Source organism: Streptomyces sp. NPDC008238, assembly GCF_042956445.1.
Lineage (GTDB): Bacteria > Actinomycetota > Actinomycetes > Streptomycetales > Streptomycetaceae > Actinacidiphila.
On the sequence record NZ_JBIBGK010000004.1, the window covers coordinates 95,553 to 120,399 of the forward strand.

Consider the following 24,847-nt stretch of genomic DNA (forward strand, 5'->3'; position numbering starts at 1 on the left):
CCCCCGCCGTGCGGACGTGACGGGCATTGCTCCAGGTTTTCCCTCATTCACTCCCAGGCCGTAGGCCGCGCCGCTAATACGAGGAGTCCGCGTCCAACGACCCCAGGACGACGGCGCTGTTGAATCCGCCGGTCCCACGGGCGAGGACCACGGCCGTCGTCAGCCGCTCCGGCCGAGTCCAGCGGGTCACCAGGCGGATGCCGTACCGCTCCCGGGCGGCCTGTGCGTCGCCACCGCGGGTGGGCGGGACGACCCCGGTGCGCAGGGCGAGGGCGGCGGTGACCGCGTCCAGGGCGCCCGAGCCCGAGGTGAGCCGTCCGACGCCCGCCTTGGGCACCGTGACCGGGACCTCCGCCAGCCGGTCGCCGAACACCCGCCGCAGCGCCGCCACCTCGGCCGCGTCCCCGGCGGGGTCGCCGGCGCCGTCGGCGAAGACCACGTCCACGTCCCCGGGGGCGCGGCCGGCCTGTTCCAGTGCCGTGGTGACGGCCCGGGCCAGTTGGACGCCGTCGGCCGCGGGGGCCGTGTGGTGGTGGGCGTCGTGCGTGGCGGCGTGGCCGAGCAGTTCGGCGTAGCCGCGCACCCCGCGTTCGGCGGCGTGCGCCTTCTCCTCCAGGACCATCAGGGCGCCGCCCTCCCCGGGGACGAACCCCGAGGCGTGCGGGCTGAAGGGCAGGTAGGCCCGTTCGGGGTCGGTGCCGCGGTGGACGGTGGGCAGGGTGGACTGGCAGGCGAGGGCGTAGGGCGACAGCGGCGCCTCGGTGCCGCCGACGATCACGGCCTTGCCGCCGCGCCGCAGCAGCCGCCAGGCGTGCTTGAGCGCGTCCAGGCCGCCCGCGCCGTCCGCGGCGACGACGCCGCAGCCGCCGGTCAGCCCGTGCCGGATGGAGATCTGGGCGGCGCCGGCCGCGTGGAACCAGGCGATGGACTGGTGGGCGTCGGCCTCGCCGGGCTGCCGCGACGCCCACAGGGCGTGGGTCTCGCGCTGGCCGGACTCGTTGCCGCCGGAGCCGCTGGAGGTGACCACCGACAGGTGGAACGGGGGGTGGTCGGCGGGCCGCAGCGCCGCGTCGGCCAGCGCCATCTCGGCCGCGGCCAGCGCGAACCAGGTCCAGCGGTCGGTCTCGGCGCGGAGCCGGTCGTCGATCCAGCGGGTGGTGTCGAACCCCGTGACCTCGCCGGCCAGCACCACCGGGGAGCGGCTCGCGTCGGGCCTGCCGATCGGACGGATGCCGTTGCGCCCGGCGACGGTGGCCCGCCAGTAGGGGCGGGCGCCGACACCGGTGGGGGCGACGACCCCGAGCCCGCTGAGGACCGCGCGTGTGGTCATGCCTCCGCCTCCCGTTCCGCGTCCGGCCCCAGGGCCGAGAAGACCATCGCCGACTGGAAACCGCCGAGGCCGCAGGCCACCGACAGCGCGTGCCGCACCCGCCGTTCGCGGGCGAGGACCGGCGTGTAGTCGAGGTCGCACTGCGCGTCGGGCCGCAGCAGGTTCGCGGTCGGCGGGATCACCCCCCGCCGCACGGCGAGGGCGCAGGCGGCCATCTCCAGGGCGCCCGCCGCGCCGAGGCAGTGTCCGATGACGGACTTGACGGAGCTGACCGGCACCTTGGGCGCGTACTCGCCGAGGGCGCGCTTGTAGGCGGCGGTCTCGTAGCGGTCGCTCTGCACCGTGCCGGAGCCGTGGGCGCTGATCCAGTCGAGCTGCCACGGGGCGATGCCGGCCTCCGACATGGCGGAGATGATCGCCTCGCTCAGGTCGTAGCCGTCGGGGCGCAGACCGGTCATGTGGTAGGCGCCGGTGCGGTGTTCCCAGCCGCGGACCTCGCAGTACACGGACGCGCCCCGGGCGAGGGCGTGCCCCAGTTCCTCCAGGACGAGCACGGCGCCGCCCTCGCCGAGCACGAAGCCGTCGCGCCGGGCGTCGAAGGGCGCCGGTGCCGACTCGGGGTCGCCGGTGAAGGCGGTGGTGGCGCCGATGGCGTCGAAGCAGGCCACCGTGACCGGGGAGATGGGCGCCTCCCCCGCGCCCGCCAGCATGATGTCGGCCTCGCCGTCGCTGAGCGTCCGGAAGGCGCAGCCGATCGCGTCGACGCCGGAGGTGCAGCCGGTGGAGACGACCGAGGACGGGCCGTGCAGGCCGTACCGGAGGGAGAGTTCGGCGGCGGCCGAGGAGGGGTGCATCGCCCGGTGCAGGAAGGGCATGCCGTGGTCGGGGCTGACCTCCCAGTGCCGGCCGCCGTCGCTGGCGACGACGTACTCGTCCTCCAGGGTGACGGTGGCGCCAACGGCGGTGCCGAGGCAGACCCCGGCGCGGTCGGTGTCCTCGTCCTCGGTGCGCAGTCCGCTGTCGGCGAGCGCCTCGGCGGCGGCGGCGAGCGCGAACTGGGCGAAGCGGCCGTTGCGGCGTATCTCCCGCGGGGTGAGCCCGGCCGCCAGGGGGTCGAAGTCGGCCTCGGCGGCGATCCGCGAGCGGTACCGCGAGGGGTCGAAGCGGGTGATCCGGCGGATCGCCGGCCTGCCCCCGACGATCCGCTCCCAGAACGCCTCCCGCCCGACGCCGCCGGCGGCGACGGCTCCGACGCCCGTCACCACCACCCTGCGCGCGGTACGGCCCGCGGTCACCGGTCGACCAGTTCGCGGCCCGGCGGCGGCCCCTCCGTCGCGGGTCCCGTCGCGGTGGCGGCGCGCGCGATGGCGGCGGCCTCCTCGCGGGTCTCGGTGTCGACGTGCCCGAGGTCGGGGCGCGGAGCCAGCGGCGCCAGGAAGAACACGGCGCGGGCCACGGCGCCCGAGGTGTTCACCAGCCGGTGGCGGACCCCGCGCGGCACGAGCAGCGCCTCGTTGGCGGCGACGCTGCGCGGCGAACCGTCGAGGTCGACCCGCACCTCGCCCTCGACGACGACCAGTTGCTCCTGCGAGTACGGGTGGTAGTGCTCGGCGACGGCCTCGCCGGGGCCGACGGTGACCATGCCGCAGAAGCCGTCCGTGGTGCCGACCGAGGCGGTGGTCAGCAGGGTGCGGATGTCGCCGCCGCGGCGGGTGTCGGCGTGCGTGTCCAGGGTGCCGAGCGGCCGGATGCGGCGGGACTCCAGGCGGTCCTTGATGAGCTGCATCTGGACGCGGGAGTTGCTGTTGATGCGCTGCCGCATGCCCTCGTCGTCGACGGGCGCGTCCACCTTCATCCGGAAGTCCTGCAGCCAGCGCATGCGGGTGCTCTCCGGGCCGAGCTCCTCGTACTGCCAGTAGATGTTCATGAACTCGAACGGGCCGGTCTCCAGCCGCCGGGCCCGCACGGTGCGGGTGGCGGGGTCGGCGGTGCGCTCGGACACCCAGGACCAGACGCGGCCCTTCTCGTCGGGGTGCATGGTGAGGCGGAAGCGGGTGGTGTCGCCCTCCCGGGAGATGATCTCGGCCTCGGCGTACTCGCTGAAGAGGCCGGGCCAGCCGGCGACGTCGTTGGTCCGCAGCCACACGTACCGCAGGGGTGCGTCGATGACGATCTCGTTCTCGGTGTGCATCGTCATCGGGTGCGCACCTCCGCGGCGCGGTGGCCGGACTGACGTTCCGTCACTGGTTTCATGGGGGGACTACCTCCAACCGAGCGGGCCGAATAATCACACAATCGGTCCCCGCGGTGACGGAACGTGACACGCCCTCCCGGTGCGCTCCACCCGGACGGGGGCACACTTCGTGAGGCCCCGTCAGCGGGCCCTCCGGCACCGGCGCCACGGCACGCGGACACGTCGTCAGGCCTGCTGGCAGAGGGGGCACCAGACGGTCGTCCGTCCGGCGATCCGGTCCCGGCGCAGCCGGCCCCCGCAGCGCGGGCAGCCCGGGGCGGGGCCGTCCCGATGGCCGGTGAGCCAGGAGCGGCGGGCCGGCACGCACCCCGCGCCGACGGCGGAGCGCAGGACGCGCCGCATCGCGATGCGCAGCCGGTCGCACTCCTGCTCGTCGAGCGAGGCGGCGGGGCGCGTGGGCGGCGTCCGCGTCCGCCACAGGATCTCGTCGGCGAGCAGGTTGCCGAGGCCGGCGACGACGGACTGGTCGATCAGCACGGCCTTGATGCGGCCCCGCCGCCCCGCGAGCAGTTCGGCGAACCGGCGGCGGTCGACCTCCAGGGCGTCGGGCCCCTGGCCCGCCAAGGCGTCGGCGACGGCCTCCTCCGTGTCGACGAGGCGCAGGCCCTGCAGTTTGCGCTGGTCGCGATAGCGCAGTCCGCGTCCGCCGGAGAGGGTGAGCAGGAGACGGTCGTGCGGGTGCCGCGGCCGGCTCGGGGAACAGCGGATCAGGAGACCGGTCATGCCGAAGTGGATCAGCAGCACGGGGCCGTCGCGGGTGGGGGCGATCAGCCACTTGCCGTGCCGCCTCGGCGTGCCGAACCGGCGCCCCTCCAGCGCCCGGCGCAACCGGGTCGCCCCCACTCCGCGCAGCACCGACGGGTCGGCGACCTCGACGTGCTCGATGCGCCGCCCGCCTCCGTACGAGGACAGGACGCCGCGGAAAGCCTCCACGTCCGGCAGCTCGGGCACGGCACGGCCGCTCACGCGCGGTGGTGCGGCGCCTCCGTGCCGTCCACGTGGGTGCCGGGCACCACCGGGGCGTGGGCGGGCGGCAGCTCGTCGGGGACGCTCCCGTGGCCGCGGGCGTCCTCACCGTGCGGGGCCGCGTGGCGGGCGGGACCGCCGGTCCTGACCCGGGAGCGGTGCGGCCAGAGCGATGCCTTCCTGTGCTTTCCGGTCATAACGGTGCAATACCCGCACCCGGCGGTCCTCACGCGGCCGTGAGGGCGACCGCCGCCTCCGCCGTGTGCACCAGGAAGGTCAGGGACTCCTGGAAGTACAGCCGCACGCTCGTGTCGTCGTGCGACAGGTAGCCGATGGACACGTCCTCGCCGATGCGCAGTTCGAAGTCGCCGCCCCGGGTCGAGAGCAGGAACGCCCCGTCGATGGCGGGCGCCCACACGATCTCCCCGTCCAGGAGCCGGGCGAGGTGCGCGTGGACCGGGTAGCCGTAGTGGGAGGTCTCGTTGACGGCGGTGTACGCGTCGGCGCTCAGCGCGAGCGTGTACGGGCCGCCGACGCCCGCGAGGCGCAGCGCCGAGATGGCCTGGCTGACGGCGTCGGGGTAGTCGCGCACGTCCCCGGGGAGGCTCAGCGGCGGGTTGGACGCGCTCGCGCGGATGCCGGCGATGCCGGCCGCCGCGTACCCCTCGAAGACCGCCCGGTCCTCGGTGAACGCGATGCGCCGGGCCGCGTCCTTCACGGGCTGCCAGTCCGCGTCCTCGGCGCCGCGCTCCACGATGTCGACCTCGGCGCGGTCGACCGTGAAGGGCACGCGCAGTTCGACGACCGGCTGCGCGCGGCGCACCCGGGCGACGACGTCCTCGTGCGGCGCCTCGACCGGGTCGAGCCGGCCGGTGTTCACCCCGGCGAACCCGGGGCCGGCGGCCTCGGGCACGTCGACGATCCGGCGGGCGGCGACATGGCGCTTGAAGGTGCGCCGCGCCTCCTCCTCCAGGTCGTCCCAGGCGGCTTCGGAGATCGGGGCGAGTTCCCGGTGCAGGTTGTTCATGGCGTGACGGTCTTCCTCAGGTCGCCGATCCCCAGCGACTTCGCGACCGGGACGGCCGCGACGGCGGGGGGATCGGGAAGGTCGTCCAGGAAGTCGGCGGAGGGCGCGAAGAACAGCGTGCCGGTCACGGCCCGGGAGAAGTCCAGGATCCGGTCGTGGCTCGCCTGCCCCTCGCCGAGGAACATGTTGCGCAGCATCCGCTCGGTGACCTCGGGGGTCCGGGCGTAGCCGATGAAGTACGTCCCGAACTCGGCGGTGCCCACCCGGCCGAAGGGCATGTTGTCGCGGAGGATCTGCCGTTCGGTGCCGTCCGGTTCGACGATCGTGGTCAGGGCGACGTGGGAGTCGGCCGGCTTCACGTCGTCGTCCATCTCGACGTTCCCGAGCTTGCTGCGGCCGATCACCCGCTCCTGCGCCTCGACGGGCAGGGCGTTCCAGGCGTCGAGGTCGTGCACGTACTTCTGCACGACCACGTAGCTGCCGCCCGCGAAGTCCGGGTCCTCGTCGCCGGTCAGCACCGCCTCGGTCGCCTCGGGGCCCACCGGGTTCTCGGTGCCGTCGACGAAGCCCAGCAGGTCGCGGATGTCGAGGTACTTGAAGCCGTGCACCTCGTCACGGACCGTGACGTGGCCGCGCAGCCGGTCCATCACCAGGGAGGCCAGGGCGAAGCACAGGTCCAGCCGGGCGGCCCGGATGTGGAAGAGCAGGTCACCCGGCGTGGCGGGCGCCTGGTGGCGGGCCCCGGTCAGCTCGGTGAACGGGTGCAACTCGGCGGGGCGCGGTCCCGAGAAGAGCCGGCCCCACACGTTCGAACCCACCCCCGCCACGCAGCTGAGCCGCCCGTCCGGGGTCCCGAAGCCGACCGAACGCTGCAGCCCGGACAGGTCCTCCAGCAGATCCCGGACGGCACTCTCCCCGCCGGGGTCGACCGTCACGACCAGGAAGATCGCGGACGTGGTGAGAGGGCTGAGCACCGGCTGCGGCAGCGGCTGCGCCATCACCACGCTCCTTCGTGTCGGGGCGCGCCCTGGTCCGGGCGGACACGCACAAGTCTGCTCCGGGCCCCGGTCCGGTGCATCCTGACCAGGAGCGGCACCGAACCCGTGCGGAAGGCGGCTGGACATGAGCGGTGGCCCGGAAGGGGAAGGGCGGCGCCTGCTGACCGTGCTGCTGCTGGTGCTCACCGTGCTCAGCGGGCTGGTCGACGCCGTGAGCATCCTCAGCCTGGGCCACGTCTTCGTGGCGAACATGACGGGCAACCTGGTCTTCGTCAGCCTGGGCCTGGCCGGGGCACCCGGGTTCTCCGTCGTCACCTCGCTGGTGGCGCTCGGCGGCTTCGCCGTCGGCATCCTCTTCTGCCGGGCGGCGCTGTACCGGCTGGGCCGGCCGGTCGCGCTGATGAGCGCGGCCGCCCTGTGCGAGACCGCGCTGCTCGCCTCGGCCACGGCGCTGCACGCGCTGGACGGGCCGCGGCGGGTACTCGTGGTGGTCTGCGCGGTGGCGTTGGGCGTGCAGAACGCCATGGCGGGACGCGTCGGCATCGCGGGGCTGACCACGACCGTGATGACCCGCACCCTGGTCGGGCTGCTGGGCGACACCGGCGCCGCGGCGCACGACCGGCGGGTGGCCGTGCGCCAGGCGCTGAGCATCGCCGCCCTGGTGGCCGGCGCGCTCACCGGGGGCCTGCTGGTGCTCCTGGTCTCACCGCCCGCCGCGCTCGGCGCGGCCACCGGGTGCGCGCTGGTGGTGGCGGGGGCGGCCACCGTCGCCGCCCGCCGGTGACCCCGGCCCCGTACCGCGGGTCAGAAGCGGACCGGGAGGGCGATCAGGCCCCGGGTGCGCAGGGAGGGGCGCCACCGCAGCTCCGCGGGGTCCGCGTCGAGGGCCAGCCCGGGGAACCTGGCCAGCAGCTCGGTGAGCGCGATCTCGGTCTCCAGCCGGGCCAGGGGCGCGCCGAGGCAGTAGTGGATGCCGTGCCCGAGGCCGAGGTGCGCGGTGTCGGTGCGGTCGAGGGCGAGCAGGTCGGGCTCGGCGAAACGGGCGGGGTCGCGGTTGGCCGCGGCCAGTGACAGCAGCACCGTCTCGCCCGCCGGGATCGTGACGCCGCCGATGGTGACGTCCTCCAGCGGGAAGCGCCGGATGGCCAGCGGCGCCGGCCCGTCCCAGCGGGTCAGCTCCTCTACCGCCGCCGCGGCCCTGCCCGGCTCGGCCCGCAGGGCCGCCAGCTGTGCGGGGTGCGTCAGCAGCGCCAGGACGGCGTTGCCGATGAGCTGCACGGTGTTCTCGTAACCGGCGAACAGGACGAGGAAGGTCAGCGACATCAGCTCGTCCTCGCTGAGCCGGTCGCCGTCGTCGCGGGCCGCGATCATCGCCGAGAGCAGGTCGTCCTCGGGGTGCGCGCGCTTGCGCGCGATGAGCTGCGCGAAGTACCCGAGCATCGCGGCGACCGCCTCCTTCGCCGCGGCGGGGCGCGACGGGTCCGGCGCGACCAGGGCGTCCGTCCAGCCCCGGAAGTCGCGGCGGTCGCCGGGGGCGACGCCCAGCAGGTCGCAGATCACCCGGATCGGCAGCGGCACGGCGTAGGCGGCGATCAGCTCCGCGCGGCCCTCGGGTGCGACGGCGTCCAGGAGCTCGGCGGCGGTCCGGCGGACGGGCTCGCGCAGGTCCGCGACGCGGCGCGGGGTGAACGCCTGCGCGACCAGGCGCCGGATGCGGGTGTGGTCGGGCGGGTCCATGTTCAGCAGGTTGGCGTCGAGCGCGGGCGGCAGCGCGAACCCGGAGTAGTTGCCGGGCAGGGCGTTGCGCTTGTCCAGGGACAGCAGCGGGTCGCCGAGCGCCTGGCGCACGTCCTCGTACCGGGTGACCACCCAGGCGGGGCGTCCGTCGGTGCCGGTGACGCGATGGACGGGGCCGGCCTCGCGGAGCCTGCCGTACGCCCCGTAGGGGTCGGCGATCAGCTCGGCGGGGCCGACGGGAGCCTGCCCGGGCGGCGTTGTGTCCGGAACGGCGTCCGGCGCGGGGTTCGGCACGGCGTTCGGCACGGCGTTCGGCGAAGTGGAGGAGGCCATGCCCCCACCTTAAGAGGCGGCTCGTGGCGCTTCGTCCGCCCCTGCGGCCGCCTCGACGGGCCCCTAACCGAGCGCCGCGGAAAGGAGAGCGGCGGCCACGAGGTAGGTGATCGCGGCGCCGAGGACGACGCCCACCATGGCCAGCGCCTGCACCGCGGGAGCCATCCCGGAACGGGCGATCTTCAGGTTGATCATCGTGGCCGCTCCCCCGGCGAGTCCGCCGAGGAGCCCGCCGAAGACGATCAGCACCAGCGGAAGGAACGTACCCCCGGCCTGCCACGGGGAGAGCCCCCGGAACTGGGCCCATCGGTCGGGCTTCACGGCGGAATCGGGCCTGAGGTCGGGCAGCTGGGCCATGCGGACTTCCTTGATCACGCCGGAACGAGGGCGCACGGATGACGCAGGAGCCGGACAGGCGGGGGAACTCCCGGTGAACGGCCGGACGGCAGCCGGTGTCCCACGGACGAACCGCGACCGGCGGCGGCCGCGGCGCGGTGCTGCCCCGAGGGCTCGCCGGCCTCGTGGCGCACGGCGGCGGTTGGTCGGCCGGCGCAGTGCCCCGCGGCAGCGGCCCGTACGCCCAACTACCGTCCCCCGTAGGGCTGCACGCCGGTCCAGCCGTCGGCCGGCGCCGCGCCGCGGTGGAGCGATCAGCTCCGTTCCCTGTGTCCCAGACCACATGTCGCGTCCCGGTGGTGTCCACCTTCGTGGCCCGGGACGTTCATCCGGCCTCCGCAGGCTCTCCTGACGCACGCCCCAAGTCAGCGCGGACCGGCGCCCTCACGGAGGGCTAGGAGCGGATCATGGGCCACGGCCATCACCACGGGCACGACCACACCCACGGGCACGACCACCACGGCGACGGCACGGAGTCCCTGCCGCCCGCGCTCGACCTCTCCGTCCCGGACGGGGAACTGACCCCCGCCCAGCTGTCCCGGCGCTCCATGCTGCGCCGCACCGGGCTGCTGGGCGCCGGGCTGGCCGCGGGCAGCGTGCTCGCCGGCGCCGGCCAGGCCGCCGCCCACGGCTCCTCCTCGCACGGCCACCAGGGACACGGCGGCTCGAACTCCGGTCGCTACCTGTGGCTGGCCGGCGACCACCACATCCACACCCAGTTCAGCTCCGACGCCAAGTACCGCGTCATCGACCACGTCCGTCACGCCAACGCCAACGGCCTGGACTGGATGGTCATCACCGACCACGGCAGCGAGCAGCACGCCAAGATCGGCGTGGACAAGGTCAACCCGCACATCGTCGCGGCCCGTGACGAGGTCTCCGACACCCTGGTCTTCCAGGGCCTGGAGTGGAACATCCCGGCCGCCGAGCACGGCACGGTCTTCGTCCACCCCGGCCGCAACGAGGTCGCCGTGCTGAAGGAGTTCGAGAACTCCTTCGACGGCTCGGTCAAGGCCGCCACCGCGCCCACCCCGGCCAACGAGGCGCTGGCCATCGCGGGTCTGGACTTCCTCGCCGACGCCGTCCGCCGCAAGAAGGTGCAGGACGCGCTGTTCCTCGCCAACCACCCGGCGCGCAAGGGCCTGGACTCCCCGCACGAGATCCGCGCCTGGCGCGACGCGCAGCCCGCCATCGCGGTCGGCATGGAGGGCGCGCCCGGCCACCAGGCCGCCGGCCTGCCCGCGCCGCAGGGCCCCGGCTCGGGCCGCGGGTTCTACGACAGCAGCCCGAGCGCCCAGTCCTGGGCCGGCTACCCGCTGGAGAGCTACCGCACCTGGGGCGGCTTCGACTGGATGACCGCGACCGTCGGCGGCCTGTGGGACAGCCTCCTCGCCGAGGGCAAGCCCTGGTGGATCACCGCCAACTCCGACGCGCACAACGTCTACGCCGACACCGCGGTCCGCGGCGGCGGCGACTTCGCCACCCAGGGCCACTACGACGACCCGGTCTACGGCGGCGGCCTCAGCCTGACCGACGGCGACTTCTGGCCCGGCCAGTACAGCTGCACCCACGTCGGGGCGGACGGCTTCTCGTACCGCGCGGTCATGGACGGCATCCGCGAGGGCCGCGTCTGGGTCGACCACGGCGGGCTGATCAGCGGTCTCGACGCGCGGCTGCGCTCCGGCGGGCGCGAGGAGACGCTCGGCGGCATGCTGCGGGTGCGCCGCGGCGACAAGGTCGACCTCGTCGTCGACATCGACCTGGCGAACGGCCCCAACTGGGCCCAGTTCGTGCCGAAGCTGGCCCGCGTGGACGTGATCCGCGGCGCGGTCACCGGCCGGGTCTCCGACAAGGACACCTTCGCCACCCCGGACACCAGGGTCGTGAAGTCCTTCGAGGTCAACCGCTCGACGGGTGCGGTGCGGCTGACGTACTCCCTGGGCCGCGTCGACAAGCCGCTCTACGTCCGCCTGCGCGGTACGGACGGCAACCGCGGCGCGGTCGGCATCAACGGTGCCGCGGTGGACCCGGCGGGTCCGGCGATCGACGTCCTGGGCGACGCCGACCCGTGGAAGGACCTGTGGTTCTACTCCAACCCGATCTGGGTGCTGCCCGCGTGACGACGGCCCCCACGGTCCTCGGCGTCGACGCCGGTTCCCCGGGCCTGAGGGAGGCCGACCACCTGGTCCACCACCTGGTGGACCGGCTCGGCCTCCCCGCCGGCACCGTCGCGTGCACGCACCTGGTACGCGACGGTGATCCGCACACGGCCCTCTCGCTGGCGACGGCGGATCCCGCCGTCGCCAAGGCGGCGTGGCACCTGCTCACGGAGGCGGAGGGGACGGGCGCGGACGGGACCGGCGCCGGTGAGGCCACGGCCGGCCTCGGCGTCTTCCTGGCCGGCCGCAGCCACGGCCCGGCCGCCCTGGCCGAGGCGGCGGCCGGCGCCGCCGCCGAGGCCGCGGCACGCACCGCGGGCCGGGCGGTGGTGTACCCGGGCGTCGACGGCCTCACGGGCACGGTCACCGTGGCCGAACTGCTGGACCGCACCCCGATCACCCGGCTCGTCGTGCTCGGCTCCCCCGCGGACGAGCGGCCCGCGCCGTCCGCGGAGATCCTCACCAGCGGACACGTCCGCCCCGAGTGGCGCGCGGGCGAGCTGGTCCTGCCGCTGGTCCCCGCGGTCGGCGGACGGCTCGCCCCGTTCGAGGTGCCCAACCCGACGCCCTGCTGCGCGGACCACTGACGGCGGCGGACGTCAGCCGAACACCTCGGGGTGCTCCCGGACCAGCTCCGCGACGCCGTGGGCCGGTCTGCCCAGGATCCGCGCGATGTCGTCGGTGGCGCGGTCGTAGCGGTTCGCCGCGTGCAGGCGGGCCATGGTGGCGATGTGCTGCCGCACGTGGTCGGGGAGCCCCAGGGCGTCCAGTTCCGGGAGCCACTCCTCGTACGGCACGTCGACGTAGCCGACCTTCCGGCCCAGCACCTCGGTGAACTCGGCCGCGATCGCGGTCATGTCGCGGGACTCCGCACCGGTCAGCTCGTGGACCCGGCCGACGTGCGGCGCCGGGTCCGTCAGCACCGCCGTGACCACCTCGGCCACGTCGCGGGCCGCGACGGGTGAGGTCCGCCCGTCGCCGAAGGGCAGCCGGATCGTGCCGTCCCGGGTGATCGAGCGGAAGCCGAGCCCGAGGAAGAGCGGGTTCTCCATGAAGACCGTCGGCCGGATGTGGCACACCGGCACCCCGGACCAGTTCATGACCTGCTCCGCCAGCCACTGCTGCCACTGCTGCTTCGACTCGGTCGTACTGGTGAGGTCCATCTGGGAGACCGTCATCTGCGACATGTTCACCAGCACGTCAAGACCCCCGTGGGCGCGGGCCACGGCCGCCGTCGTCGCGGCGGCCTGCAGGTACTGGGCCGACACACCCATCCCGAAGTACATCCGGCCGCAGCCCTCCGCGGCCCGCGCGACGTCCGCGGTCCGGGTCAGGTCGCCGGTGGACACCTCGGCCCCGGTGGCCCGCAGCCGCTCCGCCCGCTCGTCCTCACGGTGGACGAAGGCGCGGACCGGGAAGCCGCGTTCCCTCAGCAACTCGACGGTGGTGCGGCCGACCCCTCCCACGCTGCCGGCCGCGCCGGTCACGAGGATCATCGGGCCCTCGGGCGACATAGGACCGCTCCGCCGGGGCCGTCAGGACTGCGACGTCACACAGGACTGCGGTGCGCCGCCCGCCGTCAGGCAGGAGACGACCGGCCCGAGCGCCGCCGTCAACTGGTCGGCCGTCATCCCGGGATGCGCCTGCAGCCACTGCGTCGCGAGGGCGGCGAAGGCCTGCACATGGGGATCGGCCGCGATGTCCGGGTGCGCCTGCAGGAAGGACTGCAGCGCCTCCTGGACGTCCGCCGTGGACCACTCCGAGACGTCCGGCGCGCAGTGCGAGGCGGAACCGCCCTGCCCGTCCTGACCGTGGCAGCCGTCCTCGGCGACGGCCGTGCCGGCACCGCCGAGGGCCAGGGCCCCCGCCGCGAGCGCGGCGGCCGTGGCGGCGGCGAGCTTCTTCGTGAGAGCCATGGGGTCCACCTCGGGGGTCGGGTGGTCGGATCTGCCGGTGCCGGCGCTCCCGAGGCACCGGGCACACGACGGTGCCTGCGAGGGAGCGCGGATCACCGGCCCCCTGGAGAGGGGCGGGATAGCCGGGGCCCGGGGCACCGCATCACGGTGCCGGGCCGTCATCGACAGACCCAGCACATCACAGTCACCCGGATGGCGCATCCGGAGGACCTCCGGGCCCTGGCCGGTCCCCGTTCAGCCCGTGATGCCGTCCAGTTGCTCCGGGGCGGGCCGCAGCGTCCACAGGTCGCCGCCCGGGGGCGCCTCCAGGTCCGCTAGCGCCGCGCGGGCCCGCCGGTCGCCGTGGTCGGCGGCGGCGTGGACCAGGTCGGAGGCGGCGTAGGCGTGGAAGTCCAGCTCCGGATGGGGCCACGGTTCGACGCCGGTGGCGGCCGGCAGCAGGAAGCCGACGGCCTGCCGCAGTGACGCGCCGCCCGGGCCGGTGCGCTGCCACAGGTCGACGCCGACGTGCTCGCCGACGGCGGCCAGCCGGGTGAAGGCCACCAGGTTGAAGGTGGAGTAGTGCCAGCTGCGGGTGCGCGCGAGTTCCTGCGGCTGGGCGCCGTCGGGAGCGATCTGAGGGTCGATCAACCCGGTTCCCGCGTCGCTGACGGTCCGCCGGGCGAGCGCGGTGCGGCCGGTGGCGGCGGCGAGCGCGGCGACCTGCATGTGGTGGAAGGTGCCGTGGTTGTTGGCGGCGGCGCCCTCCTGCCGGCCGAAGTCGCTGTCCAGCAGCCAGTCGAGGAAGCCGTCCTCCCAGGCCCGCATGCCCTCGCGGTCGCCCGCCGACCAGCCGGGGGCGCCCAGGTCCAGGACGGCGGTGGCGTCGAGGAGGCTGGTGAAGCCCTGGGAGAAGTCGATGATGCCGATGGCCCGTCCGTCGTAACGGCAGGGAATCGCCTGGGCGTTGCCCAGGTTCGGGTTCATCCGCGTCGCCGGGTCGACGAACCAGGTGCGCAGGATGCGGGCCGCGTGCTCCGCGTACGCGCGCCGGCCGGTGTAGTACCAGGCCAGGGAGAGTTCGTAGGCCGACTCGAAGACCTTGCCCCGTTCGTCGTGGTCGGTGAGTTCGTCGACCTCGGGGTTGCGCTCCCCGTCGCGCTGCACGTACGGGCAACCCTGCGGGTTGTCCGGGGTCCTGGGCGCGCCGGGCCACCAGTAGGGGGCCTGGCTGAAGTAGTCGTGCGGGTCGCCGCTGGGCGGGACGCGGTCCTTGTCCACGACCGTCCACGGGCCCTGCCCCAGCCACGCGTCGGCCTGGACGACGAGGTCCCGCAGGGCGCGGCGGGCCCGCGGGTCACCGTCCCGGAGCCGGGCCTTCGCCCGTACGAGGTCCCTCCCGTCGAGGACGACCGTCCGCGGCGCCGCGGTGGGGCCGCCGGCCGCGCCGTGGTGACCGTCCGGCCGGGCCGCGGCGGGGGCGGCGCAGACCAGCGGGACGAGAAGGGCCGCGAGGACGGCGGCGACGCCTGCGCGGCGGCGCCGGGACCGGCCCGAGGGGGTGCGCATATCTCTTCTCCTTGCGTCTGTGTACATGAACAGAGCACAACTCCATGAACGCGCCACCGGAACCTAGGGCGGCACCGGAAGGGCGTCAAGAGCGCCCCTCCGGCCAAAGTCACCGACTCGGCGTTCACGTACAGGAACTGACGCCACGTAGGTGTACAGACATGTCATAGCCATGCCACGCTGACCCGTGGCCTCCTCGTGAACCGCCCCCCACTCCGAAGGGCTGGCACCCATGGGCATCTCCCGGCGTCACCTGCTGACCTCCGCCGCCGGCGCCGCCGCGGCGACCACCGCGCTCACACCCCCGGCACAGGCCGCGGCCCCCGCGTCCGGCACGTCGGCCGCCCACGCCGACGACCCGGCCGCGACGCTCCGCGCGCTGCGGGAGGCGGCGGACTACGCCGTGGCGAAGCTGCGCGCCGTCGCACCCGGCGTGACCTCGTTCCCCGTCATCACAAAGTTCGAGAAGTGGACCTACTCCGCGGGCGGCGACTGGGTCGGCGGCTTCTGGCCCGGCACGCTGTGGATGGCGTGGCTGCACAGCGGCGACGCGCAGTTCCGCTCCCTCGCCCTCGCCGCCGCCGACCGGCTCGCCCCCCGGCGCACCGACACCGGCACGCACGACCTCGGCTTCCTCTTCTACCCGTCCTGGGTGACCGCCTGGCGGCTCACCGGCGACCCCAAGTGGCGCGACGGAGCGCTGCAGGCGGCCTCCAGCCTGAGCAAGCGGTACAACTCGGCGGGCCGCTTCATCCGGGCCTGGGGCGCGCTCGGCAGCGCGGACAACGCGGGCCGGGTGATCATGGACACGATGATGAACCTGGACCTGCTGGCCTTCGCCGCACGGCAGACCGGGGACCCGGCCTACCTCGACGTCGCCGTCGCGCACGCGCGCACGACCCAGCGCCACTTCCTCCGCCCCGACGGCTCATCCCCGCACGTCTTCGACTTCGACCCGGCCACCGGCGCCCCGCTCGGCCCGAACACCGTGCAGGGCTACAGCCCCTCCTCCTGCTGGTCCCGCGGCCAGGCCTGGGGCGTCTACGGCTTCACCACGATGTTCCGCCGAACCGGCGACCCCGCCTTCCTCGCCACCGCCCGCAGGCTCGCCGACTTCTCGCTCGGCGCGCTGACGCCCGATCACGTACCGGTCTGGGACTACCTCGCCCCGCAGCAGCCGAACGACGTCAAGGACGCCTCGGCCGGCGCGGTCCTGGCCTGCGGCCTGCTCGACCTGGCCGCGGCCACCGGCACGGCGCGCTACCGCGACAGCGCCCTGCGTCTGCTCCTCGCCCTCTCCCGCACCTGCCTGACGACCCGCTCGACCCGCGCCCAGGCCGTCGTCGCCCGCTGCACCCGCAACCGCCCGGCCGAGGACGGCGTCGAGGTCTCCGTCCCCTACGCCGACTACTACCTCCTGGAGGGCATCCTCCGCGTGCTGCGCCCCGCGGACGCCGACCGCGCGATCGACCTCTCCTCGGTCTGACGCCCCGTCCGCCGACGCCTCCCCCACGACGCGCCCCCTGCCCGCCGGTCCCCCGGCCGGGCCGGGGGCGCCTTCGCGCGGACGGGGAGGAAGTCCGAACCGCCGGGTTCAGCCCTCGTCCGGCTCCGCGACGAAGGAGCCCAGGCCGCGGACGGTGTAGATCACGCCCTCCTCGCGCAGGTTCGCCAGGACCTTCTGCGCGGTGTCGACGGCGACGCCGGTGTCGGCGACGAGCTGCTGCACCGACGGCACCCGGGACCGCGGCGGGTAGGTCCCGTCGGCGATCCGCGCCCGGATCACGTCGGCGATCTGCTCCCACTTGGGTCGGTCCTCCGCCCACTCGTCGATCATGAGTGCACCGTAGACATGCACCCCACTCGCCCGCGATCCGCACAATATGGTGGTGTACTACCCCGCACTAGGAGTATCGTCGGCCACGGAAAGCCCCGCGCCCGCTGACGACGGGGCACGGCCGGCCGGAAGGGGTCGACATGGACGACGGTGTCCACCTGCGCGCACGAGGGGCGGAGGCCGCCGCGGCCCGCCTGTCCGAGCACTGCGAACTGGCGAAGCGCCCGGAGCACGAGGAGCTGCACCGCCAGTGCAGGCGACTGGACGACCACCCGCTGCCCGGCCACCCGGGCATCCTCGTCACGCCGCGCTGCCGCTGCTCCTGCCACCGGGAGGGCCCGCGATGAGCACCACCGGCGACCGGGTCACCGGCACCTGCGCGCGCTGCCGGACGTACACCGAGGACGGCGTCTCCCACCTCGTCGAGACCGGATCGGGCCCGGGCGGCATCCTCGTCCTCTGCGCCGACGCCGAGGCGTGCGTACGGCGCGCGCCCGCCCCGCTCCACACCGGCCCCCGCTGACCGCCGCATGTCCCCGGGCGGCCGAACGGGGTGACGGCCCGTCGGGCGGAACGGCCGGCAACTCGGCCCGGGAGCACGCCGGCTGACGAGCGATGAAGCCCCTCCGGGTGACCCGGAGGGGCTTCGTTCGTTATCCCGCTGCAGGTCCTGAACCTGCGGGCCCACGGCCCTTGGTGGGGCGGGTGGGACTCGAACCCACGACCGACGGATTATGAGTCCGCTGCTCTAACCGGCTGAGCTACCGCCCCGTACGGCGCGCCGTCACCATCCCGTGCACGCCGTCTGCCGCAGCATAGCTGCTCATACGATCTGTCGCCCTCGCGGGTCACAGACGCACCACCTGGTGGACTGCGATCACCGTACGATCGGTTCCCGGGGGTACGAAAAAGGACCCCCGAGGGGGTCCTTGGCCGCTGCTCCCCCGACTGGACTCGAACCAGTAACCTGCCGGTTAACAGCCGGCTGCTCTGCCAATTGAGCTACAGGGGATAGAGGAGCGCGAGCTCCCCCGACTGGACTCGAACCAGTAACCTGCCGGTTAACAGCCGGCTGCTCTGCCAATTGAGCTACAGGGGATCGCTCCGCTTGCACCGAATGCACCCGTTTCCGGCATCCCGGACGGCGTGCGCTCGCTGCGACACATACATTAGCGCAAGGTGGGGGGTGCTCCGCCAACCGGTATCTCCGTGGTTGTCCGCAGGCCACGAAGGGTAGGCGCCAAGCACAGCCCCGAGACGAGGAGAGGGTGGAGCCATGCGCTACCGGCTGACGTTCATCAGCGGGGTCGCCGTCGGGTACGTGCTCGGGGCGCGGGCCGGCCGCGACCGGTACGAGCAGCTGCGCAAGAGCGCCCAGCGCATCGCGCACAACGCGGCGGTGCGGAACACCGTGGAGTCCGCGGGACAGGCGGGGCGCGGGGCGGCCGTGAAGGCCGTGGACGTGGTGACCGCCAAGGTCGGGGACCGGCTGCCGCCGGCGGTCGCGGAGCGGCTGCGCCGGGTGCGCGGCAACGGCTCGGGCGTCGAGGACGACTGGGGCACCAGCAACACCTGACGACCCGGCCGCACCGGCGGGGGTGAGGGCACGGGTGCGGGTGACCGGTTTTCCGCCGTACGTGCCGGGTGCGGCATGATGCCCGCATGGGGATTGTGGCGGGGATCGACAGCTCGGGCACCGGCACGACGGTGGTCGTGTGCGACACCGGGAGCGGGGCCGTGCTCCGTCAGACGCACGCCCCGCACCCCCTGCCGGGCGGCGAGGGCGGCGCGACGCCGACCGAGGTCGACCCCGAGGCGTGGCTGCTGTCGCTGGGCGAGGCCGCCAAGGGCGGGATGCTCGAGGGCGTGGAGGCCATCGGGGTCTCCGGGCAGCAGCACGGGATGCTGGCGCTGGACACCGGCGGGGCGCTGGTGCGGCCCGCACTGCTGTGGAACGACAAGCGGGCGCAGATCCAGGCCGCCGACCTGACCGAGGAGCTGGGCGGTCCCGGCGCCTGGGCGGAGGCGGTCGGGGCGGTGCCGCAAGCCGCGTACCCGGTGGCGAAGCTGCGCTGGCTGGCCCGGCACGAACCGGCCTCGGCGCAGCGCACCGCGCAGGTGCTGCTGCCGCACGACTGGCTGGTGTGGCAGCTGATGGGCCGCCCCCAACGGCGTACGACGGACCGCGGCGACGCCTCGGGCACGGGCTACTGGTCGGCGGCGACCGGCCGGTGGCGCACGGACCTCGTGGAACTCGCGCTCGGCCATCCCGTGCAGTTGCCCGATGTGCTGGCCCCCGCCGAGCCGGCCGGCCGGACCCCGGAGGGGCTGCTGATCTCGGCCGGCACCGGGGACAACATGGCGGCCGCCCTGGGCCTCGGCGTCGGCCCCGGGGACGCGGTGGTGTCGCTGGGCGCGGCGGGGACGGTCTTCGCGGTGCACCACCACGCGCTGAGCGACCCGTCCGGCATGATCACCTCCTTCGCCGACGCGACCGGCCGCCACCTGCCGGTGGTGCACACCCGCAACGCGGTACGGGTGCTGCGCGGTACGGCCGAGTTGCTCGGCACCGACCTGGCCGGGCTGTCGGAGCTGGCGATGCGCTCCACGCCGGGTTCGTACGGCCTGGTGCTGCTGCCGTACCTGGAGGGCGAGCGCACCCCGGACCTGCCGCACACCGCGGGGACGCTGCACGGGCTGCGGCGCGAGAGCATGAAGCCGGAGCACCTGGCGCGGGCGGCGTTCGAGGGGATGCTGTGCGGGCTGGCGGACGCACTGGACGTGCTGCGGGCGCGCGGGGTGGAGGTGCGCCGGATCTTCCTGCTGGGCCCGGCGGGCGACCTGCCCGCCGTACGGTCGATGGCCCCGGCGCTGCTGGGCGCGCAGATCGTGGTGCCGCCGCCGGGCGAGTACGCGGCGCTGGGCGCGGCGCGGCAGGCGGCCTGGTCGCTGGGTGTGGTGAACGGCACGGCCTCGCCGGAGCAGCCCCCGTACTGGCACCCGGCGGACTACACCGTGGTGGAACCGGGCCCGGACGACGGGCCGGTCGGGCACTCGGTGCGGCAGCAGTACATCGCGGTGCGTGAGCAGACGCATCCGGGGGCCTTCCCGGGTTGATCACGGTGTCGGCCATGAGCCGGTAAACCGAGTGCCTGCGGCAACCATCGGACTATAGGGTCATCCGTCGTGCTGATCCGTCTCCTCCGGTCCCATCTCCTGCCCTACCGGCGCGCCGTCTCCGTGCTCGTCGTACTGCAGCTCGTGGCGACCCTCGCCATGCTCTACCTCCCCACCCTGAACGCCGACATCATCGACGAAGGCGTCGTGAAGGGGGACACCGGCTACATCCTCCGCATCGGCGGCGTCATGCTCGCCGTGACCCTCGTCCAGCTCGCCTGCTCGGTGGGCGCCACCTACCACGGGGCCCGTACCTCGATGGCCGTCGGCCGGGACATCCGCGCCTCGGTCTTCGACCGGGTGCAGCGCTTCTCCTCGCGCGAGGTGGGGCAGTTCGGCGCCCCCTCGCTGATCACCCGGACGACCAACGACGTCCAGCAGGTCCAGATGCTGGTGCTGATGACCTTCACGCTGATGGTCTCGGCGCCGATCATGTGCTTCGGCGGCATCATCATGGCGCTCGGCCAGGACGTGCCGCTGTCCTCGCTGCTGCTGGCGGTGGTGCCGGTGCTGGGCGTGCTGGTGCTGCTGCTGGTGCGCACGCTGCGTCCGCTGTTCCGCTCCATGCAGGAGCGGCTGGACACGGTGAACCGGGTGCTGCGCGAGCAGATCACCGGCATCCGGGTCATCCGCGCCTTCGTCAAGGACGACTTCGAGCAGAACCGCTTCCGCAAGGCCAACGACGACCTCACCGACGTCGCGCTGCGCGCCGGGCGGACGATGACGCTGATGTTCCCGGTCGCGATGGCCGTCGTGAACATCACGAGCGTGGCCGTGCTGTGGTTCGGCGCCCACCGGATCGACAGCGGCGGCATGCAGATCGGCGCGCTGACGGCGTTCATCAGCTACCTGATGCAGATCCTGATGTCGATCATGATGGCCACCTTCATGGTGATGATGGTGCCGCGCGCCGAGGTCTGCGCCGAGCGCATCGAGGAGGTGCTGGGCACCGACCCCAGCGTCGTCCCGCCCGCGGAGCCGGTGCGGCTGCCGTCCCGGCGCGGCGAGCTGGAGCTGCGGGCCGCGGACTTCGCGTACCCGGGCGCCGAGGCCGAGGTGCTGCAAGGCATCGACCTGATCGCCCGGCCCGGCGAGACCACGGCGGTGATCGGCTCCACCGGCAGCGGCAAGACGACCCTGCTGGGGCTGGTGCCGCGGCTGTTCGACGCCACCGGTGGCCAGGTGCTGATCGACGGCACCGACGTCCGCGAACTGGACCCGGTGCACCTGGCCGAGACGGTCGCCCTGGTCCCGCAGAAGCCGTACCTGTTCTCCGGGACGGTCGCCTCCAACCTGCGCTACGGCAACCCCGAGGCCACCGACGAGGAGCTCTGGCACGCCCTGGAGATCGCGCAGGCCAAGGACTTCGTGGAACGGCTCGCGGAGGAGGACGGCCGCTCCGGGCTCGACGCCCCGATCGCCCAGGGCGGCACCAACGTCTCCGGCGGCCAGCGCCAGCGCCTCGCCATCGCGCGGGCACTGGTCCGCAAGCCCGTCGTCTACCTCTTCGACGACTCCTTCTCCGCGCTGGACTACGCCACCGACGCCGCGCTGCGCCGGGCACTGGCCCGGGAGACGGCGGACGCGACGGTCGTGATCGTCGCGCAGCGGGTCAGCACCATCCGCGACGCGGACCGGATCGTGGTCCTCGACGAGGGCCGCGTGGTCGGCACCGGCACCCACCACGAACTGATGGACGGCAATCCCACGTACCGGGAGATCGTGCTCTCCCAGCTCACCGAGCAGGAGGCGGCATGAGCGTCCCCGCGCCCCGCAGGGGGCCCGCACCCGCGGCGGGCCCGATGCGGTTCATGAGCGGCCAGCCCACCGAGCGGTCCATGGACTTCAAGGGCTCCGGGAAGCGGCTGCTGGGGCTGATGCGTCCGGAACGCGCCCTGGTCGTCGCCATGCTGGCCTGCACGACGCTGGGGGTCGCCCTCAACGTCATCGGCCCGCGGATCCTGGGCAGGGCCACCGACCTGATCTTCGCCGGGGTCCTGGGCCGTTCGCTGCCCGCCGGCACCGACAAGGCCGGGGCCATCGAGCACCTGCGGCAGCAGGGCAACGACACCCTCGCCGACCTGCTGCAGTCCGCCGACTTCACCCCCGGCGCCGGGATCGACTTCGACGCCGTGGGCCACGTCCTGCTGACCGCCCTCGCGATCTACGTGGTGGCCGCGGTCTTCGCGATCGTCCAGGGCCGGCTGGCGACCACGGTCATCCAGCGCACCGTGTTCCGGCTGCGCCAGGACGTCGAGGCGAAACTGGCCCGGCTGCCGTTGTCGTACTTCGACCGGCAGGCACGCGGCGAGGTGCTGAGCCGGGCCACCAACGACATCGACAACATCGGCCAGACGCTGCAGCAGACGATGGGGCAGATCATCTTCGCGCTGCTGTCGATCGTGGGCGTGCTGGTGATGATGTTCTCGATCTCCTGGCTGCTGGCGCTGGTGGCGCTGGTGACCGTGCCGCTGTCGGTGTTCGTCGCCACGGCGGTCGGCAAGCGGGCCCAGCCGCAGTTCGTGCAGCAGTGGCGGACCACGGGCAAACTCAACGCCCACATCGAGGAGATGTACACCGGGCACACCCTGGTGAAGGTCTTCGGCCGCCAGGAGGAGTCCGCGGAGGCCTTCCGCGAGCAGAACGAGGCGCTCTACCGGTCGGGTTTCCGGGCGCAGTTCATCTCGGGCGTCATCCAGCCCGCGATGATGTTCATCGGGAACGTCAACTACATCCTGGTCGCCGTCGTGGGCGGTCTGCGGGTGGCGAGCGGCGCGCTGTCCATCGGCGACGTCCAGGCCTTCATCCAGTACAGCCGGCAGTTCAGCCAGCCGCTGACCCAGGTGGCCAGCATGTCCAACCTGGTGCAGTCCGGGGTCGCCTCCGCCGAGCGGGTCTTCGAGCTGCTCGACGCGGAGGAGCAGAGCCCGGAGCCGAAGTCGCTCGGGCTGCGCAAGGAGCAGCGCGGCGAGGTCCGCTTCGAGGACGTGGCGTTCCGCTACGAGCCGGAGAAGCCGCTCATCGAGGACCTGTCGCTGACCGTCGAACCGGGCCATACGGTGGCCATCGTCGGCCCCACGGGCGCGGGCAAGACCACCCTGGTCAACCTGCTCATGCGCTTCTACGAGGTCACCGGCGGGCGGATCACCCTCGACGGGACGGACATCGCGTCCGTACCGCGGGAGGAGCTGCGCTCCGGCATCGGCATGGTGCTGCAGGACACCTGGCTGTTCGGCGGCACCATCGCGGAGAACATCGCGTACGGCACCGAGGGAGCCGGCCGCGAGCAGATCGAGGAGGCCGCGCGCGCCGCGCACGCGGACCGCTTCATCCGCACCCTCCCGGACGGGTACGACACCGTCATCGACGACGAGGGCACGGGCGTCAGCGCCGGCGAGAAGCAGCTGATCACCATCGCGCGGGCGTTCCTGTCCGACCCGGTGATCCTCGTCCTCGACGAGGCCACCAGCTCGGTCGACACCCGCACCGAGGTGCTGATCCAGCGGGCCATGGCGCAGCTCAGCCACGGGCGGACCAGCTTCGTCATCGCGCACCGGCTGTCCACGATCCGCGACGCGGACGTCATCCTGGTGATGGAGAGCGGCGACATCGTCGAACAGGGCACCCACGAGGAGCTGCTGACCAAGGACGGTGCCTACGCCCGGCTGTACGCGGCGCAGTTCGCGCAGGCGGTGGCGGAGGTCGACTGACCGTCCGCCGCGCCCTGACGGGAGCCCCCGCCGGCCCGGCCGGCGGGGGCTCGCGCGTCCTCAGTCCAGGTAGCCGCGCAGCTGGTCGGCGAAGGCGTGGTCGCGCAGCTTGTTGAGGGTCTTGGACTCGATCTGCCGGATGCGCTCGCGGGTGACGCCGAAGATCCGGCCGATCTCCTCCAGGGTGCGCGGGCGCCCGTCGACCAGGCCGTAGCGCAGCTGGACGACCTTGCGCTCGCGCTCGCCGAGGGTGGACAGCACCGCCTCCAGGTGCTCGCGCAGCAGCAGGAAGGAGGCGGACTCCACGGGCGAGGCGGCGTCGCCGTCCTCGATGAGGTCACCGAGGGCGACGTCCTCCTCCTCGCCCACCGGGGCGTGCAGGCTCACCGGTTCCTGCGCCAGGCGCAGCACCTCGCTCACCCGCTCCGGGGGGATCTCCAGGTGGGCGCCGACCTCCTCGGTGCTGGGCTCGTAGCCGCGTTCCTGCAGCAGGCGGCGCTGGACGCGGACGACGCGGTTGATCAGCTCCACGACGTGGACCGGGACCCGGATGGTGCGTGCCTGGTCGGCCAGGGCGCGGCTCATGGCCTGGCGGATCCACCAGGTCGCGTAGGTGGAGAACTTGTAGCCGCGGGCGTAGTCGAACTTCTCCACGGCGCGGATCAGCCCGAGGTTGCCCTCCTGCACCAGGTCGAGCATGGTCAGGCCGCGGCCCACGTACCGCTTGGCGACGGAGACGACCAGGCGCAGGTTGGCCTCGATCAGGCGGCGCTTGGCCATCCGGCCGAGGACGACCAGCCGGTCGAGGTCGACGGCCAGCCGCGAGTCGGGGTCCAGGGTGCTGTTCAGCTTCTCCTCGGCGAAGAGGCCGGCCTCGACCCGGCGGGCGAGCTCGACCTCCTCCTCGGCGGTGAGCAGGGGTATCCGGCCGATCTCGCGCAGGTACTGGCGGAACAGGTCGGCGGACGGGCCGGAGACCTCCTCGGCGGAACGCCGCCGTACCGGGCCGGGGTCGGGATCGGACCCGGGGTCCGGGTCGGAGCCCGCCTCGGCCGCGGCCTCGGCCCGGGCCTGCGCCTGCGCCTCCGCCTCGTCGGGTTCGCCGGCCGGTTCCTCGGGGTGCACGGCGGCGTGGTTCTGCTCCGGCACGCGCTCCAGCAGGTCGTCGGCCGGGGCCGCCGGGGGCGTCAGGGTCTGGATGTGCACGGGAGCGACCTCCACGGTGAGCGCAGCCACGGACTCGGAGACGCGCACCGGCGGAACGGTCGCGACGCCCTCGCCGCGGCCCGTCCGTGAGTTCGCCGTCAGCGGTACTCCGGTGGTGTCACCGTCGACACCGCTCGGCAGTCCGCGCTCCGAGGACTCTTGCACCGCCCCCAGTGTGGCGTACGGCACACCGTGCCCACGAGGGTCGTGCGCCGCTTTTTTGTGACGGAGGGCAACCCCCTCGTCACGCCCG

At 73.8% G+C, this 24,847-nt stretch carries 24 protein-coding genes and 3 tRNA genes; 10 read left to right on the forward strand and 17 right to left on the reverse strand.

Features of this window, described 5'->3' with window-relative positions; all coding sequences use genetic code 11:
- Positions 1-73: 73 nt before the first annotated feature.
- The 7 genes from ACFZAU_RS12760 to ACFZAU_RS12790 all read right to left on the reverse strand — a co-directional run bounded on the left by ACFZAU_RS12760 (position 74) and on the right by ACFZAU_RS12790 (position 6,575).
- Positions 74-1,330, reverse strand: coding sequence for a beta-ketoacyl synthase N-terminal-like domain-containing protein (locus ACFZAU_RS12760; RefSeq protein WP_500552148.1), 1,257 nt, complete (start codon positions 1,328-1,330; stop codon positions 74-76).
- Complete coding sequence (locus ACFZAU_RS12765; protein WP_500552149.1) at positions 1,327-2,592, reverse strand: beta-ketoacyl-[acyl-carrier-protein] synthase family protein; 1,266 nt, start codon at positions 2,590-2,592, stop codon at positions 1,327-1,329. The genes ACFZAU_RS12760 and ACFZAU_RS12765 overlap by 4 nt, the downstream gene beginning before the upstream one ends.
- Positions 2,593-2,621: 29 nt before the next feature.
- Complete coding sequence (locus ACFZAU_RS12770; RefSeq protein WP_500461524.1) at positions 2,622-3,527, reverse strand: cupin domain-containing protein; 906 nt, start codon at positions 3,525-3,527, stop codon at positions 2,622-2,624.
- A gap of 222 nt (positions 3,528-3,749) precedes the next feature.
- On the reverse strand, positions 3,750-4,535 hold the full coding sequence (locus tag ACFZAU_RS12775; RefSeq protein ID WP_500552319.1) for an Fpg/Nei family DNA glycosylase: 786 nt from the start codon (positions 4,533-4,535) through the stop codon (positions 3,750-3,752).
- An 11-nt stretch (positions 4,536-4,546) separates the two neighbouring features.
- Positions 4,547-4,747: a hypothetical protein gene (locus ACFZAU_RS12780; protein ID WP_500552150.1), complete on the reverse strand. Its 201-nt coding sequence runs from the start codon at positions 4,745-4,747 to the stop codon at positions 4,547-4,549.
- A 29-nt stretch (positions 4,748-4,776) separates the two neighbouring features.
- A complete protein-coding gene (locus tag ACFZAU_RS12785) occupies positions 4,777-5,577 on the reverse strand; it encodes a family 1 encapsulin nanocompartment shell protein (protein ID WP_500461526.1) in 801 nt (266 codons plus the stop codon).
- The gene (locus ACFZAU_RS12790; RefSeq protein ID WP_500552151.1) at positions 5,574-6,575 is read right to left on the reverse strand and encodes a Dyp-type peroxidase; all 1,002 of its coding nucleotides are present in this window, start codon (positions 6,573-6,575) and stop codon (positions 5,574-5,576) included. Before ACFZAU_RS12790 ends, ACFZAU_RS12785 begins: the two co-directional genes overlap by 4 nt.
- Positions 6,576-6,699: 124 nt before the next feature.
- On the opposite strand from ACFZAU_RS12790, the gene ACFZAU_RS12795 reads away from it, so the two are divergent.
- Entirely contained in the window at positions 6,700-7,359 is a 660-nt protein-coding gene (locus ACFZAU_RS12795; protein WP_500552152.1) for a YoaK family protein, read from the forward strand.
- A 20-nt stretch (positions 7,360-7,379) separates the two neighbouring features.
- Here the strand turns inward: ACFZAU_RS12795 and ACFZAU_RS12800 are convergent, their stop codons facing one another.
- Positions 7,380-8,645 carry a cytochrome P450 family protein gene (locus ACFZAU_RS12800; protein WP_500552153.1) on the reverse strand — a complete coding sequence of 422 codons (1,266 nt, stop codon included), beginning with the start codon at positions 8,643-8,645 and terminating at the stop codon, positions 7,380-7,382.
- Between the two features lie 63 nt (positions 8,646-8,708).
- Entirely contained in the window at positions 8,709-9,002 is a 294-nt protein-coding gene (locus ACFZAU_RS12805; RefSeq protein WP_500552154.1) for a hypothetical protein, read from the reverse strand.
- Between the two features lie 446 nt (positions 9,003-9,448).
- On the opposite strand from ACFZAU_RS12805, the gene ACFZAU_RS12810 reads away from it, so the two are divergent.
- Positions 9,449-11,161 carry a PHP domain-containing protein gene (locus tag ACFZAU_RS12810; protein ID WP_500552155.1) on the forward strand — a complete coding sequence of 571 codons (1,713 nt, stop codon included), beginning with the start codon at positions 9,449-9,451 and terminating at the stop codon, positions 11,159-11,161.
- Positions 11,158-11,787: a hypothetical protein gene (locus ACFZAU_RS12815; protein ID WP_500552156.1), complete on the forward strand. Its 630-nt coding sequence runs from the start codon at positions 11,158-11,160 to the stop codon at positions 11,785-11,787. The genes ACFZAU_RS12810 and ACFZAU_RS12815 overlap by 4 nt, the downstream gene beginning before the upstream one ends.
- Positions 11,788-11,799: 12 nt before the next feature.
- On the opposite strand, the gene ACFZAU_RS12820 is transcribed toward ACFZAU_RS12815, so the two are convergent.
- The 3 genes from ACFZAU_RS12820 to ACFZAU_RS12830 form a co-directional block, all read right to left on the reverse strand.
- Entirely contained in the window at positions 11,800-12,714 is a 915-nt protein-coding gene (locus ACFZAU_RS12820) for an NmrA family NAD(P)-binding protein (protein ID WP_500552157.1), read from the reverse strand.
- A 21-nt stretch (positions 12,715-12,735) separates the two neighbouring features.
- A complete protein-coding gene (locus ACFZAU_RS12825) occupies positions 12,736-13,116 on the reverse strand; it encodes a hypothetical protein (protein WP_500552158.1) in 381 nt (126 codons plus the stop codon).
- 234 nt (positions 13,117-13,350) lie between these two features.
- On the reverse strand, positions 13,351-14,664 hold the full coding sequence (locus tag ACFZAU_RS12830; protein ID WP_500552159.1) for an alginate lyase family protein: 1,314 nt from the start codon (positions 14,662-14,664) through the stop codon (positions 13,351-13,353).
- A gap of 232 nt (positions 14,665-14,896) precedes the next feature.
- Here ACFZAU_RS12830 and ACFZAU_RS12835 point away from each other — a divergent pair, with 232 nt between their 5' ends.
- Complete coding sequence (locus ACFZAU_RS12835) at positions 14,897-16,150, forward strand: glycoside hydrolase family 88 protein (RefSeq protein WP_500552160.1); 1,254 nt, start codon at positions 14,897-14,899, stop codon at positions 16,148-16,150.
- Between the two features lie 108 nt (positions 16,151-16,258).
- Here ACFZAU_RS12835 and ACFZAU_RS12840 read toward each other — a convergent pair whose 3' ends face one another.
- Positions 16,259-16,501, reverse strand: coding sequence for a GntR family transcriptional regulator (locus tag ACFZAU_RS12840; RefSeq protein WP_499598779.1), 243 nt, complete (start codon positions 16,499-16,501; stop codon positions 16,259-16,261).
- Positions 16,502-16,641: 140 nt separating this feature from the next.
- Here ACFZAU_RS12840 and ACFZAU_RS12845 point away from each other — a divergent pair, with 140 nt between their 5' ends.
- Positions 16,642-16,848 carry a hypothetical protein gene (locus tag ACFZAU_RS12845; RefSeq protein WP_499598781.1) on the forward strand — a complete coding sequence of 69 codons (207 nt, stop codon included), beginning with the start codon at positions 16,642-16,644 and terminating at the stop codon, positions 16,846-16,848.
- On the forward strand, positions 16,845-17,024 hold the full coding sequence (locus ACFZAU_RS12850; protein WP_499598783.1) for a hypothetical protein: 180 nt from the start codon (positions 16,845-16,847) through the stop codon (positions 17,022-17,024). Before ACFZAU_RS12845 ends, ACFZAU_RS12850 begins: the two co-directional genes overlap by 4 nt.
- Before the next feature lie 171 nt (positions 17,025-17,195).
- Here ACFZAU_RS12850 and ACFZAU_RS12855 read toward each other — a convergent pair.
- The 3 genes from ACFZAU_RS12855 to ACFZAU_RS12865 form a co-directional block, all read right to left on the reverse strand.
- Positions 17,196-17,272 (reverse strand) — tRNA-Ile (locus tag ACFZAU_RS12855).
- A gap of 168 nt (positions 17,273-17,440) precedes the next feature.
- Positions 17,441-17,513 (reverse strand) — tRNA-Asn (locus tag ACFZAU_RS12860).
- Between the two features lie 14 nt (positions 17,514-17,527).
- Positions 17,528-17,600, reverse strand: a tRNA-Asn gene (locus tag ACFZAU_RS12865).
- Between the two features lie 177 nt (positions 17,601-17,777).
- On the opposite strand from ACFZAU_RS12865, the gene ACFZAU_RS12870 reads away from it, so the two are divergent.
- The 4 genes from ACFZAU_RS12870 to ACFZAU_RS12885 all read left to right on the forward strand — a co-directional run bounded on the left by ACFZAU_RS12870 (position 17,778) and on the right by ACFZAU_RS12885 (position 23,388).
- The gene (locus tag ACFZAU_RS12870; protein ID WP_500552161.1) at positions 17,778-18,077 is read left to right on the forward strand and encodes a YtxH domain-containing protein; all 300 of its coding nucleotides are present in this window, start codon (positions 17,778-17,780) and stop codon (positions 18,075-18,077) included.
- Between the two features lie 86 nt (positions 18,078-18,163).
- Positions 18,164-19,618, forward strand: coding sequence for an FGGY family carbohydrate kinase (locus ACFZAU_RS12875; RefSeq protein WP_500552162.1), 1,455 nt, complete (start codon positions 18,164-18,166; stop codon positions 19,616-19,618).
- Positions 19,619-19,687: 69 nt separating this feature from the next.
- Positions 19,688-21,436, forward strand: coding sequence for an ABC transporter ATP-binding protein (locus tag ACFZAU_RS12880; protein WP_500552163.1), 1,749 nt, complete (start codon positions 19,688-19,690; stop codon positions 21,434-21,436).
- Positions 21,433-23,388: an ABC transporter ATP-binding protein gene (locus ACFZAU_RS12885; RefSeq protein WP_500552164.1), complete on the forward strand. Its 1,956-nt coding sequence runs from the start codon at positions 21,433-21,435 to the stop codon at positions 23,386-23,388. The genes ACFZAU_RS12880 and ACFZAU_RS12885 overlap by 4 nt, the downstream gene beginning before the upstream one ends.
- Positions 23,389-23,448: 60 nt before the next feature.
- Here ACFZAU_RS12885 and ACFZAU_RS12890 read toward each other — a convergent pair whose 3' ends face one another.
- Entirely contained in the window at positions 23,449-24,759 is a 1,311-nt protein-coding gene (locus tag ACFZAU_RS12890) for an RNA polymerase sigma factor (RefSeq protein WP_499598790.1), read from the reverse strand.
- Positions 24,760-24,847 lie beyond the last annotated feature (88 nt).